13 protein-coding genes are annotated in these 13,189 nt (G+C 61.0%); 1 reads left to right on the top strand and 12 read right to left on the bottom strand.

Annotation, left to right across the window (positions count from 1 at the left end; genetic code table 11):
* Nucleotides 1–54 precede the first annotated feature (54 nt).
* The 12 genes from AB6803_RS00410 to queC all read right to left on the bottom strand — a co-directional run bounded on the left by AB6803_RS00410 (nt 55) and on the right by queC (nt 11,541).
* Entirely contained in the window at nt 55–1,065 is a 1,011-nt protein-coding gene (locus AB6803_RS00410) for an ABC transporter substrate-binding protein (RefSeq protein ID WP_371107001.1), read from the bottom strand.
* A gap of 39 nt (nt 1,066–1,104) precedes the next feature.
* Nucleotides 1,105–1,437 carry an NIPSNAP family protein gene (locus AB6803_RS00405; RefSeq protein ID WP_371107000.1) on the bottom strand — a complete coding sequence of 111 codons (333 nt, stop codon included), beginning with the start codon at nt 1,435–1,437 and terminating at the stop codon, nt 1,105–1,107.
* A 5-nt stretch (nt 1,438–1,442) separates the two neighbouring features.
* On the bottom strand, nt 1,443–2,906 hold the full coding sequence (locus AB6803_RS00400) for an aldehyde dehydrogenase (RefSeq protein ID WP_371106999.1): 1,464 nt from the start codon (nt 2,904–2,906) through the stop codon (nt 1,443–1,445).
* Nucleotides 2,907–2,911: 5 nt separating this feature from the next.
* Entirely contained in the window at nt 2,912–3,952 is a 1,041-nt protein-coding gene (locus AB6803_RS00395; protein ID WP_371106998.1) for an LLM class flavin-dependent oxidoreductase, read from the bottom strand.
* Nucleotides 3,949–4,884 (bottom strand): flavin reductase, encoded by a 936-nt coding sequence (locus AB6803_RS00390; RefSeq protein WP_371106997.1) that lies wholly within the window; start codon nt 4,882–4,884, stop codon nt 3,949–3,951. The genes AB6803_RS00395 and AB6803_RS00390 overlap by 4 nt, the downstream gene beginning before the upstream one ends.
* Nucleotides 4,881–5,726 carry an alpha/beta fold hydrolase gene (locus AB6803_RS00385; protein WP_371106996.1) on the bottom strand — a complete coding sequence of 282 codons (846 nt, stop codon included), beginning with the start codon at nt 5,724–5,726 and terminating at the stop codon, nt 4,881–4,883. Before AB6803_RS00385 ends, AB6803_RS00390 begins: the two co-directional genes overlap by 4 nt.
* Nucleotides 5,727–5,743: 17 nt before the next feature.
* Nucleotides 5,744–6,346 carry an amino acid synthesis family protein gene (locus AB6803_RS00380; RefSeq protein WP_371106995.1) on the bottom strand — a complete coding sequence of 201 codons (603 nt, stop codon included), beginning with the start codon at nt 6,344–6,346 and terminating at the stop codon, nt 5,744–5,746.
* 366 nt (nt 6,347–6,712) lie between these two features.
* A complete protein-coding gene (locus AB6803_RS00375; RefSeq protein ID WP_371106994.1) occupies nt 6,713–7,408 on the bottom strand; it encodes a GntR family transcriptional regulator in 696 nt (231 codons plus the stop codon).
* A 195-nt stretch (nt 7,409–7,603) separates the two neighbouring features.
* Nucleotides 7,604–9,571: a glycoside hydrolase family 3 N-terminal domain-containing protein gene (locus AB6803_RS00370; protein ID WP_371106993.1), complete on the bottom strand. Its 1,968-nt coding sequence runs from the start codon at nt 9,569–9,571 to the stop codon at nt 7,604–7,606.
* A 169-nt stretch (nt 9,572–9,740) separates the two neighbouring features.
* Nucleotides 9,741–10,478, bottom strand: coding sequence for a 7-carboxy-7-deazaguanine synthase QueE (gene queE / locus AB6803_RS00365; protein WP_371106992.1), 738 nt, complete (start codon nt 10,476–10,478; stop codon nt 9,741–9,743).
* Nucleotides 10,475–10,831: a 6-carboxytetrahydropterin synthase QueD gene (gene queD / locus AB6803_RS00360; protein ID WP_371106991.1), complete on the bottom strand. Its 357-nt coding sequence runs from the start codon at nt 10,829–10,831 to the stop codon at nt 10,475–10,477. The genes queE and queD overlap by 4 nt, the downstream gene beginning before the upstream one ends.
* A complete protein-coding gene (gene queC, locus AB6803_RS00355) occupies nt 10,831–11,541 on the bottom strand; it encodes a 7-cyano-7-deazaguanine synthase QueC (RefSeq protein WP_371106990.1) in 711 nt (236 codons plus the stop codon). Before queC ends, queD begins: the two co-directional genes overlap by 1 nt.
* 473 nt (nt 11,542–12,014) lie before the next feature.
* Here queC and AB6803_RS00350 point away from each other — a divergent pair, with 473 nt between their 5' ends.
* Nucleotides 12,015–13,112: a branched-chain amino acid aminotransferase gene (locus AB6803_RS00350; RefSeq protein WP_371106989.1), complete on the top strand. Its 1,098-nt coding sequence runs from the start codon at nt 12,015–12,017 to the stop codon at nt 13,110–13,112.
* The last annotated feature ends 77 nt before the right edge of the window (nt 13,113–13,189 follow it).

Below are 13,189 nucleotides of genomic sequence, written 5' to 3'. Positions count from 1 at the left end.
CTCTCCTGCTCCGCGGGCCAGATGCCCGCGGCGCTCCTTCGGATGTCCTTCAGCCTATTGGGCCTGCCAGGCATACCACCGCTTGCCGATGGCATCACGGTTTTCGGCCCAATATGACATGTCGGCATTGACCTGGCTGGCGGTCTGCTGGTCCGGCAGGGTCTTGGCCGTTGCCGGATCCATCAGCTTTGCCGACTCGATGTTAACAGGCGCATAGCCGGTTGCCTTTGCCAGATCGGCCTGCGGCTGGGCGGATGATGCCAGAGCGATGAACTTCATCGCCGCTTCGAGATTCGGCGCGCCCTTGGGCACGACGAGTGAATCGGCGGCGGTGATGTTCTGGTTCCAGGACGTGTCCGTTTTGACGCCGCTGGCGGCAAGCGCGGTCATACGGCCGTTCCAGATGCTGCCGAACGGGGCCTCGGCCGATGCAAGAAGCTGTTGCGACTGCGCGCCGCTTGACCACCAGACGATGTCTGACTTGATCGTATCCAGCTTCTTGAACGCCCGCTCGAGATCAAGTGGATAGAGCTTGTCGGCGGGAACGCCATCGGCCAACAGCGCCGCCTCGATCACGCCTGGCGCCGACCACTTATAGAAGGTGCGCTTGCCGGGAAACTTCGCCGTGTCGAACAGATCGGCCCATGTCTTCGGGCAGGCGCTGACCGCATCGGCATTGCAGCCGATGACGAAGGAATAATAGAAGCTACCGACCGAATAGTCCGTAACGAAACGCGGATCGAGCTTGGACTTGTTGATGACGGAGAAGTCGAGCTTTTCGAGAAGCCCGGTCTTGCCCGCCTGCGCGGCATAGTCACCCTCGACGTCGACGACGTCCCAGGTCACCTGACCTGCCTCGACCATGGCCTTCAGCTTGCCGTAGTCGGTCGGACCGTCCTGCGCGACGGCGATGCCGGTCTTGTCGGTGAACGGGTTCACCCAGGCGGCCTTCTGCGCGTCCTGTGTCGTCCCTCCCCAACTCGTGAAGACGAGCGTGTCGGCCTTGGCGGCCCCGGACACTGCCAATATTGCGGCAAAGGCCGCGAGTGCAATTCTTGCTTTCATGTTCCCTTGTCCTTGTTTTTAATGTCTTACAGGCATGCCTTATGCGGCGGGCGCGCTCACTCCATGGGGAGAGAAGCTCGCCGGCTTCATAATCTTGTTCTCGGCCACTTCGATCAGGTCGCGAATTCTAGGCAGGAAGGCCTGCCATCGCGGATCGGCAGCCAGTCTCTGCCGCCGGGCCTCGCGATCGTCGAGGCTCGTAAACGCCCAGATGTGAACGATCTCGTTGATGGTGCCGATCTCGGAAAAGAAATAGCCGACAAGATTGCCGAGATGGGCTTTCTGGATGGCGATCCCCTCCTCCTCGACGACCTTCAGATATTGCGGGATCGTCCCGTTCTTCAGCCGATAGGTCCGGATTTCGTAGAACATCGGCGTTACCTCATCACGAAAGGATCGGGGATCGGATCGTCAGATGTCCTGAGCCAGATCGTTTTCGTGCGGGTATAGTCGAGGGCCGCCGCCAGTCCGCCTTCGCGGCCATGACCGGAGAGCCCGAAACCGCCGAAGGGCGCGATCGGCGACACCGCGCGATAGGTATTGACCCAGACGACACCGGCGCGCAGCCCCTTCATCAGGCGGTGAGCGCGCGTGAGGTTCTGGGTGAAGACGCCGGATGCAAGGCCATAACGAGTGTCGTTGGCAAGCTGCAACGCTTCGGCTTCGGTTTCGAACGAAACGACGGAGAGGACCGGGCCGAAGAACTCCTCGGCGAGTGAGGGCGAGGCAACGCCGTCGCAGTCAAGAATTGTCGGCGGGAAGTAAAAACCATCGCCGTCTAGCCTTCGCCCACCCGAGACAAGGCGAGCGCCGCTTTCAACGGACCTGTCGACGAGGGCCGCGACATGGTCCTGCTGACGTCTCGTCGCCAGCGGGCCGACTTCGGTTGCCATGTCCGAGGGGATGCCGACACGGATCGCCTCCGCCTTTGCCTTCAGCATGGCTAAAAACTTGTCCTTGACGCTCCGCTCGACAATAAGCCGTGAGCCCGCGACACAGCTTTGGCCAGTGGCGGCAAAGATACCCGCGACCTGGGCATTGGCGGCACTTTCAAGATCGGCGTCGGCAAAGACGATAAAGGGCGACTTGCCGCCGAGTTCGAGCGAAGTCGAGGCAAGGTTTTCCGCCGAATTGCGCACGACATGACGCGCCGTTTCGGGTCCGCCTGTGAAAGCGATATGCGCGACTTTCGGATGCCGGCTGAGGGCCGAACCGCAGGAAGGGCCAAAGCCGGTGATGATATTGACGACGCCGGCGGGGAAGCCCGCTTCGCGAACGAGGCGGGCGAATTCCAGAAGCGGTGCGGGGCCATCCTCGGACGCCTTGACGACCATGGTGCAGCCGGCTGCCAGCGCCGGGCCGATCTTGACGGCGGAAAGAAACAACTGGCTGTTCCAGGGGACGACCATGGCAACGACGCCGATGGGTTCGCGCCGCAGCCAAACGTCCATATCCTGCTTGTCGATGGGGAGGTATGCCCCTTCGATCTTATCGGAAAGGCCGGCATAATAACGGTAATAGTCGGCGACATAGGCGATCTGCGCCGATGTCTCGCGGATAATCTTGCCGGTGTCGCGGGTCTCCAGCTCGGCAAGCTTTTGCGCATTGGCCGCAACCAGATCCGCAAGCTTGTAGAGAAGCTTGCCGCGCTGCGTGGCCGTCAGCTTCGACCAGGGGCCGTCATAGAGCGCCGTTTCAGCGGCGCTGACCGCGCGATCGACGTCGCTCTCGCGCGCTTCCGGCATCTCGGCCCAGACCTTGCCGGTCGCCGGATCGATGCTCGGGAATCGAGCCTCTCCGTCCACAAATTCGCCGTCGATATAAGACTGGAAACGCTGCATGGGCTTTACTCCGCAAATGCCGGCATGACCTCGGCGATAAAGCGCTCCAGCGAGGCTTTCTTTCGCTCGAAGGACATGCCCGTATCGATCCAGAAGGAATACTCGTCATACCCAAGGGCTTCATAAGCCTTCAGGCGGGCAATGACGGTCTCGGCATTGCCGACGACGTTGTTGCTGCGCATGACCGCATCGGAGAGCATCGCGTTCGCGCTGATCTCCTCTTCGGGGATCCGCTCGATCAGGCCCTGTTTGACGGGCTTCTCATTCTTGAACCAGGCGAAGAAGTAATTGTAATAAACGCTCAGCTCGTGCGCTGCCTGTGCAATGTCGTCTTCGGTTGAGCCGACATAGGTGTGGCGCAGCAGCATGATTTTCGGCCGCTCGATCTGCGAATGCTTGGCGCAGGCATCGTTGAAGCGGCCCATCAGCCCTTCGACTTCCTCATCGCCCTGCCAGAGCGGCGTCACCTGGACATTGCAGCCATTGGCAACGGCGAACTCGTGTGAATTCGGATCGCGCGCAGCCACCCAGATCGGCGGGTTCGGCTCCTGCAACGGCTTAGGTGCCGATGTGGTCGAGGGGAATTTGAAGAACTCGCCGTCATGGGCGTAGTCGCCCTTCCAGATACCCTTGACCGCCGGGATGAGCTCGCGCATCCGCTGGCCGGCACCCCAGGCGTCGAGCCCCAGCAGCAGGCGCTCGTATTCGAAGGAATAGGCGCCGCGCGCAATGCCGATGTCGAGCCTGCCATCGCAGATGATATCCGCCATGGCCGCCTCGCCGGCGAGCTTGATCGGATGCCAGAAGGGCGCGATTACCGTCCCCGTTCCGAGCCTTGCGCGCGATGTGCGGCGCGCAAGATCAGCGATGGTCACGAAGGGATTGGGCGCGATAGTGAAATCCATGCCGTGATGCTCGCCCGTCCAGATGGCATGCATGCCACCCTTGTCGGCAATCTCGCAGAGCGCGACGAACTCCTCATAGAGGCTCTTGTGGCTCTGGCCGGCGTCGAGACGTTCCATATGAACGAAGAGAGAGAATTTCATGGCTGCGCCGCCTTTGCTGGGACCGGGCGGACCGTGCCGACGGTCTCGTCGCCGAAATAAACGCCGAAATTACCGATCTGGCTCTCGACCGCGAAACGCGCGACGATATCGGCTGTCGAACTCGTCTTGAAACGGGCCTTGGTCAAGGTCTCTGGCTTCAGGAAGCGGCCGTTGCGCGGCTCGCCATCAGACGCGAAGGCACGATAGACGATGTGCTGCTTTCCGTCGCTCTTGCCCTCATAGACCGAATAGAGAAAGCCGATCGTTACCGAAAGCCCGGTGAGTTCTTCCAGATAATCCCGCAGGAGGTCGCCCGGGCTGCCATCCTTGCCGTCACAGCCCGGCAGGGAAAGAACGTCCTCGCCGAGGAGAAGGACTTCGCCATGGCGCTCCACAACCGCACCCAGCTCGATATGGCCTTCCACCGCCGCTGAGACGGCCTTGCTGGCGAGGATCGGCGTGAAGTAGCCGCCGCGGACATAGCCCAATCCGTTGCGGCCGCTGTTCTCGAAAGAAACGATCCGCCCCATCAGGATAACGTGATCACCGGCTTCGATGACCTGCTCCAGAGTGCATTCGAACCAGGCCGCGACATCGGCCAGGATCGGACAGCCAGCGGAGCCCGACGCCCACTCCACGGTTGCGAACCTGTCTTCGACCGGCCGCGCGAAGGTGTTGGATATATGTTTTTGCGTCTCCGACAACACGTTGATCGCAAAGGAACTCGCACTCGTCATCGCCGTGAAGTTGCGGGATGTCTTTGCCAGGCAAACCAGCAGAAGCGGCGGGTCGAGCGACACCGAGGTAAACGAGTTTGCCGTGAAGCCGATCGGCACTCCGGCCTGGTCGCGCGTGGTCACCACCGTGACCCCGGTCGGAAAGGCACCGAAGGCGTCGCGCAGCGCTCTGGGATCCAACTGCTCTATCGTCATCCTGCATCCTCCCCGCATGCGAGCCACTCGGCGAGCAACCCATTCACGATCTCCGGCGCCGTCAAATTCACCATATGCCGATGGCCCTCGACGATCCTTGCCCAGCCTTTCGGCGTGATGGACGCCATCTGCTCGGCCATTTGCGGTGTCGAATTGGGATCGTCCGAGCCGGTCAGGAACAGGGCCGGCACATGCACGTCCGGCCAGCGATCCGCGTAGGTCGCGTCGCCGCCGGCAAAGGCGGCATAGGCCGTCGCATAGCCTTGCGGATCGACGAGGCTCAGCCAGTTGCGCGTCAAGTCGCGCGCGACCACACTTTGCGCATCATCGCCGAACCACCTCACGAGCGGCCCCTCCTTGTCGACGCCCGTCAGCGGAATTGCCGCCGCACGCGCAAGAACCGCCGCCTTCGCTTCGGGATCGCGGCGGTAGACGCCATTCAGATAGGCAACACGCTTGATACGGAGGCCGAACGTGGCAGCACTTCCGCCGACCACTAATGCACCCATCGAATGCCCGGCAACATTTGCGCCGTTGAGTGCCATTTCATCCAGGAAACCCCCGAACCAATCGACAAACGCCTCGAGGGGGCTAACAGCCGGCAACTTGCTGCTTTCGCCGTGTCCGGGCATATCGACGGCGATGACGCGATGCGTCCGCGCGAAGGCTGATATCTGCGGCGCCCAGGCTTCAAGACGCATACCGACGCCATGGATGAGGACCAGCGGCTCGCCGCTGCCGACCTCATGATAGGCCGTGCCACTTGCCGTCCTGCTGCGGGACAAGCCCTTCGCCGTAGCTTCGTCGGCACCGTGTTGCGCTATGGTTTCCACTGTCGACATCCCGGCGCCCAAATCCTTCAAACGCCAGCGGGATTGGCGACGTCCTGCCCCAAGTCCCTCAGATCCTGATATCGGTCGCCGATGCGGTGATGCGGCCGGCCTCCGACTGAAGCGCCAAGGGCCACAACGATCTCGTCGGCGGCAGGCGCATCGGGAATGGACGTCTGGATCGTCAGGTAATGCGAGCGACGGCCCTCGTCATTCTTGTCCATCAGCGGGATCATGATCGGCGCGCTGGCCGGGCCGCGGGTGTTGCTGAAGGCGAGGTATGACTTGGCACCAACCGCCTGGCGATAGTGATTGCCGAAGCGGAGCGTATGGATGAGCGCCGAGGCATGTTCGATCTCGCCGTCGACACCGACGACTGCCGCCTTGCCGTAGCCTTCGACCGCTTCGCCCGAGCCGACTGCCTCAATAATTATCTTCGTCAGCAACTCGCCAAGAACCGGGGCGACCGCGTGGATCTCGGGCTTCAGGTCTTCGACAAAACCGCGACCCGCCCAGGGATTTTTGACGACCGCCAACGCGGAAAACAGCTTCAGCGGAACGGCCGCTGCCTTCCCGCCCTCAATCAGCGTCGTTTCGATCTGCAGCACGGTCTTTCGGATTTGAAGGGTCATGGGCTATCTCGCTTTCGATATTACATATGATGGTATGCCATCATACAAAACTGTCAAGCAGCTTTCTGCGGATCGCGAAAAATCCGCGATAGCCTTTCGATAAATCCAACAATAACAACAAATTGATGCCTAAACAGACCTAGCCGCCCGCTCTCAAACGAGGGCACGGTCCACGGCGACATCCCAGTTCATTGACGCTCCACCTTGGTATTCTTAATTATGGCATACCGTCACATTGAACAAAGTGCGGTGTCAAGCTGACAGCTCGTTTTCAGGCGCAATTTTGAACGCCAGCAAACCGGCTCGTGAAGCCGACCCATTTTCGTATTCGGGGAAATATCTTGCGGGAACACAGCCCGCGACCGATCAGTCGATCGATTGTTGTCCGGACAGAACCGCCTCGGCAATGGCGCTGGCACTGGCGACATGATCCATTGCGGCCTGATAAGCCCCGGGCCCATCGCCGCGGCGAATGGCATCGACGATACGGGCCATTTGTGCCGGACCCTGGACGCCACGGTTCTCCGTCTTGATCGTCATCGAGCGCAGATGATTGATGCGAACAGTCAGGAGGTTGACGACTCCCCAGGCTACATGGCGATCGACCATGCTGAACAGCGTCTGATAGAAGGACGAGGTATGCGCGAGGACGCCCGGCATATCCTTGTCCTGATAGCTGTTGCGGATATCCTGCAATGACTTATCCAGGGCATCGGCAATTGCGGGATTACCCTGTTCGGCGCAAAGCCGCGCCGCCATGCCCTCAAGCGCGCCACGGATCTCATAGATCTGCTTCGCCTCGCCAAGATCAAGCAGCGCGACGATCGGCCCCTTGTTCGGCAGGTTGGCGACAAGGCCTTCCGACTCGAGGTGGCGCAAAACTTCGCGCACGATCGTACGACTGACACCCAGTTGAGCACAGAGATCGCGCTCCACCAGACGGTCACCAGGGCGAAAATACCCGTTGACTATCGCTTCGCGGACCTTGTCGAGCGCCAGCTCACGCAAGGTTTTCGCCGGACGCTCCACCCGAATTGCCGCGCCCCGCAAATCATCATTCATCCCTGCACTCCGGTCTCGAAGACATCACCTTTTGTCACGAACATCGGCCGTCATCATGAGGCCGTTGTTCGTGAGCCGTATTATGGCGTACCAAGATACTTAGCCGTGAGATGCCGCCAATGCAACTATGGCCCTTGCCGGCACGATCAGAGGCCCATAATTGCACGGCCTCTGATCCAGATCATGGCGCTTCTATCAATAGGCCAGCCCGTAGCCTATCGGATAGAGCGGATGAAGCGTGTCGTGCGGGACATCCGGCTTCTGCGCCAGCACCTCGGCCATCGAGGAGGGAAGCTCGAAAGGCAATTTGCCTTCCGCCTTCTGCTTTCCTTCGATCACATCGAACAGAGCCTCGTCGCTGGCACCGAAATTGCCGAGGATGGCCCCAGCCTGGTCGCGAATGCCGGTGAGGATCGCCGGCCGCGCCAGATAGACGGTGACGATGGTCGGAACCGCTTTGGCCGCACTCTTGAAGGCTTCGAAATCGGCATTGCCGTCCTTGAAATCGAGGTCGCCTTCCTGATGCCGGGAACCGAAGAAGTAGTTCATATGCGGCTGCTGATAGGGTGCATTCAGCCGCACTAGCGCGAAGTCGGCGTCGTGGGCGCTCGCCACGACCGTGAAACCACGGGCGGATGCCACCTTCGGATCGACGCCATAAAGGAATACCTTCTTACCGTCCTTCACCGGCAGAAGCTTGGCCTTGTTGTCGAGCAGCACCATGGCGCGGGCCTGCGCGGCGGTTGCCTCGGCTGCGAAGGTCGGGTTGCCGACGATCGTGCGGGCCTTTTGCGGATCGACATAGGGGTTCTCAAACAGTCCCTGCTCGAACTTCTGGACCAGGATCCGGGTCGCCGACTGATCGAGACGCTCCTCGCTGATCTTTTTTTCCTTCACCGCTTCAACCAGAAGATCCGAGGAGGTCACGCCGCCGAACTGGTCGACGCCGGCATTGACGGCTTTTGCAAAGCGATCGACGCGGCTCAGATCCTCGACGCCCCAGGGCATGCCGAAGGTTTCCTCATTCAGTGTTGGCTTCACGCCCGGCTTTTCGCCGTCGAGGCAGGCGTCCTTGCAGTCATTGCTGATCAGCCAGTCACTGAGGACGACGCCATCGAAACCGTAATGTCCACGCAAAAGATCGGTCAAAAGCTGCTTGCTGTATCCCGCGCCGACTGGTTCCAGCGGCTTGCCGTCGATGGTAACGCCGTCGAGGATCGAATAGGTGGGCATGACGCCGCCGACCTTCGCCTTGAAGGCTCCCTCGAAGGGGATCAGATGCTCGGCGAAATCATTTGCGGGGAAAGTGGCGTGCCGGCCATAGGCATTGTGGCTGTCATAGCCGTCTTTCGCCGCGCCATAGCCGACCCAGTGCTTGGCGACGGCGATAACGCTGTCGCGGTTGATACCGTCCTCACCATTCTGGAAACCGGCCACATAGGCTTCGGCCATGGTCTTGGCGATCTGCGCATCCTCGCCGAAGGTGCCGTTGATGCGCGGCCAGCGGGGTTCGGTGGCGAGATCGATCTGGGGAGACAGAGCTTCCTGAATGCCGACGGCACGATATTCCTGGCGGGCAATGTCGCCAAACCGGCGGACGAGCGCCGCATCGCCGATGGCCGCGAATCCCAGGGTCTCTGGCCATTTGGAAAAGCCGCCTGACGACACGCTCGCGCCGAGCACGAACTGGAAGTGATTGCGCGGGTCGGTGCTGATCGTCGCCGGAATGCCGAGACGGCCCGCCTCGGCGATTTCCTGCAGCTTGTTGTTCTCTCCAGCCAGAACGGCCGGATCGCCACCAAGCCGGGTGATGAAGGTAACGACTTTCCGCCGGTCGATCATGTCACGGGCTCGGTCGGGATCATACTCGGAGCCGACGCCCATGCCGGCACCAGCGCCGACGGATGGCGCCGTGCCATGCATCATCAGGCCGGCCTTTTCCTCAAGTGTCATCTGCTCGACAAGATCGGCGGCGCGCTCGGCAGCCGGCAGGCGCCAATCCTCATAGGGATCGAGCTTGCCGTTGCGATTGAGGTCCTTGAACGAAAGCCCGTCCGACGTCAGCGTCTTGGCCTCACGGGCTGAGAGCGTCGGCTGCTCCGCCGCATGGGCCGCAAAGGCAATCGATGATCCGATGGCGCAAATGGCGATGAAGTGTTTCAAGTATCCCTCCCGTCGATGATTCTTGTCGGTATCTCATCCGCAGATGTGCTCCAACATGGCATCCCGTGAGCTGTCACGGCAACGTGGAATGACGCTTCATCCCCAGGGCGCGTTTCGAAAATGCTATCCAAGCCTGAACGCCGTGCCGCGATGGCACAGGCGCGGAAGATCAGACGCCGCGCTTGTTGCCCCAGAGCAGGACGTGCAATTGCGGCAAAACGCGCGCCTCGAACCACCGGTCGGCAGTCACCTTGTCCACGAGCCAAAGCATCCTGTCCATGATCCCGTCGATGTCGATCCTCGCGTCGTCCGCGTCGGGCGGCGGTGGCGTATGGTTGCCGGGCTGGAGATAGACCGGCAGATGCGGATAACGGGCGGCGGCTTCGCGCGCATAGGCATAGTCGCGGTCATCGAAGACGACGATCTTCAGCGCCACCTGCGGCTTATCCGCCGCCAAACGCAGACAGTCGTCGAATGCGGCCCAATCGGTCACCATACCGCTCGACGGTGGCTTCGGGCTCAACACGAGAGTATCGAGATCGGCGAACCACTCCTTGGCCACACTCCCCTGTGTTTCCAGCGCGAAGCTATAGCCTTCGCCATGACCACGGGCGATCAGCGGCCCAAGCGGCTGGATCGCCGGGTTGCCGCCAGACAGCGAGACCGTCAGCGGCTTACCCCCGGAAAGCCGGATCACGTCTTGCCAGATTTCATCGACCGACATCGGCTGCCATTGATCGCGATAGTCGCTATCGACGGCATGCAGCGTATCGCACCAGGAACAACGATAATCGCAGCCGCCGGTGCGTACGAACACGGTCGGCAGGCCGATTAATATGCCCTCGCCCTGGATCGTCGGCCCGAATATCTCGCTGACGCGGATCCGGGCCTCGCGTGCCTCGCTCATGGCCGGTATTCCGCCCATGTCTTCGGCGTTTCGCTGACGCGCACGGCCGAGGTCTCGGGCAGCATCGCCTTGCACCAGTCGTAGAAATGCTTGGCCAGACATTCCGAGGTGACGCGGCCGTGGCCGAGAACGTCGTTGAGATGACGGTGATCGAAATTATCGTCGATATAGCGCTTCAGGGGTGCGAGCTCATGATAATCGCGCACGAAGCCATTGGCGTCGAGCTCGGCGGCCGAAAGCTCGACCTCGACGATATAATTGTGCCCATGCATCCGGGCGCACTGATGATCGTCGGCAAGATGCGTGAGCTGATGCGAGGCGGAGAAGTGGAATTCCTTGGTAATGCGGAACATCACTTCACCTCTTGGGCCGAAAAGCCGGACGTCGCCGTCACCCAGAAATCCGGATCCTCATAGTCCGTCGGATCCTCTACGCCGGCGAGATGGAAGGCCTCGCGCCGTTCGACGCAGGTGCCGCAACGGCCGCAATGGCGCTCACCGCCCTTGTAGCAGGACCAGGTCTCAGCAAAGGGCGTTTTATGGCGAGCGCCATCCGTCACGATGTCAGCCTTGGAGGCCATGACAAAGGGCGCGTAGAGCGAAACGCTGGCATAGCCGTCCAGCGCCTGGTTCTGCATCTGCTGAAAGGCATCGATGAAGCCGGGCCGGCAGTCCGGATAGATGAAGTGATCGCCGCCATGGACGGCAACCGCGACAGCATCGGCCTTCTGCGCGGCGGCAAGACCGAAGGCGATCGCCAGCATGATGGCGTTGCGGTTGGGAACGACGGTCGCCTTCATCGTTTCCTCGGCATAGTGCCCATCCGGCACATCGACATCATTGGTGAGCGCCGAGCCGGTCAAATGTTTGCCGATGGTGGTGATGTCGATGATCTCATGCGGCACGCCGAGGCGCTTGGCGCAGGCGGCGGCAAAATCCAGCTCCTTGCGGTGCCGTTGGCCGTAGTCGAACGAGACGAGGCCGATAAGCTGTTGTTCCGCGGCGACCTTGTGGGCGAGCGAAACGGAGTCCAGTCCGCCAGAGCAGACGACGATGGTCTTCATAATCTATGATCCCTTGTTTTGACCGGGTGGGCTGCGACCGGATACCTGAGCTTTCCAAAAGCTGCGGGAGCGCTCACTACCAGCAGAAGCCCCGAGAGGCAAGCGGATCGGTAATTCCGGAAGAAAGTGCGCTGTTGCCCAAGGGCGACCGGACTCAGCCCTTCGTGACTGTCCAATGCTTCGGAGCTCATAGTTCAACGTTTGCTTACCGCACCTGTTCGGCATCGACAGGCTTACTGAAGCGCCCGCGAAATTCGCCGATCGACGGCATCCAGCCCGTTGGCGGCAGTCCAATCAGCACTCATCGCTAGCAGAAAATACTAGAAATGTCGGAAAATGAGCGGAAGAACGCGAAAACTTTCACCTGGACAAATATAAAAGCAAACAAATGCCACTCGATTTAGGCTAAACCACGCTTCAGGAGCGAGCGGGGAATCGACCCGCCACGAATGAGGAATAGACAGGAATAGACGATGAGTGACAGCGGCCCGCAGACCCTGGTATTTGAGAGAAATTCGAACCCCGTTCCGGCCAGCGAGCGCGAAGCGCTGCTCCAGAACCCCGGTTTCGGTCGCGTCTTCACCGATCACATGGCGACGATCCGCTATTCCGAGGGCCGCGGCTGGCATGACGCAAAGATCGAGGCGCGCAAGCCGTTCAATCTCGATCCGGCGACGCTGGTATTCCACTATGGCCAGGAAATCTTCGAGGGCATGAAGGCCTATCGCCTGCCTGACGGCGGCGCCACGCTCTTCCGTCCCGACGCCAATGCGCGGCGTTTCCGCAACTCCGCCACGCGGCTGGCGATGGCGCCGCTGCCGGAGGAGCTCTTCCTCGAGTCCGTGCGAGAATTGGTCAAGATCGATCGGGACTGGATACCGACCACCGACGGCGCTGCACTCTACCTGCGGCCGTTCATGATCGCGACCGAAAGCCTGCTCGGCGTAAAGCCTTCCTCCGACTATATCTATTGCGTCATCGCCTCCTCGGTCGGCGCCTACTTCAAGGGCGGCGCATCGGCCGTGACGATCTGGCTGTCGGAGAATTATACGCGCGCCGCCCCTGGCGGCACCGGCGAAGCCAAGTGCGGCGGCAACTATGCGGCAAGCCTTTCCGCGCAGGCGGAAGCGACCCAAGAAGGCTGCGACCAAGTCGTCTTCCTCGACGCAGTAGAGCGTCGTTTCGTCGAGGAACTCGGCGGCATGAACGTCTTCTTCGTCTTCGATGACGGCTCGCTCCAGACCCCGCCGCTGACCGGCACGATCCTGCCGGGCATCACTCGCGATTCCCTGATCATACTGGCGCGCGAGCTCGGGCTTACGGTGCGCGAGGAGCCCTATGCGATCGACCAGTGGCAGGCGGATGCAGCCAGCGGCCGGCTACGGGAAGCCTTCGCCTGCGGCACAGCTGCAGTGGTAACACCGATCGGTAAGCTAAAGGGCCGCACGCACAACTTCACCATCGGTGATGGAGGTGCAGGTCCGGTGACAACACGTCTGAAGACAGCACTGCTCGACATTCAAAACGGACGTGCACCTGACAAGCATGGCTGGCTGGAGCGGCTGTTCTAGCAGCAGCAGAAGCTGTATCGTCGGCATCCGCACAAGCCTTATCGGAATTCGACAGGCGGCAGGCCAATCAGCCCGCC

The sequence above is a fragment of the Rhizobium sp. RCC_161_2 genome, from assembly GCF_041355235.1.
Lineage (GTDB): Bacteria > Pseudomonadota > Alphaproteobacteria > Rhizobiales > Rhizobiaceae > Rhizobium.
This window is presented reverse-complemented; position numbering and strand designations above follow the sequence as displayed.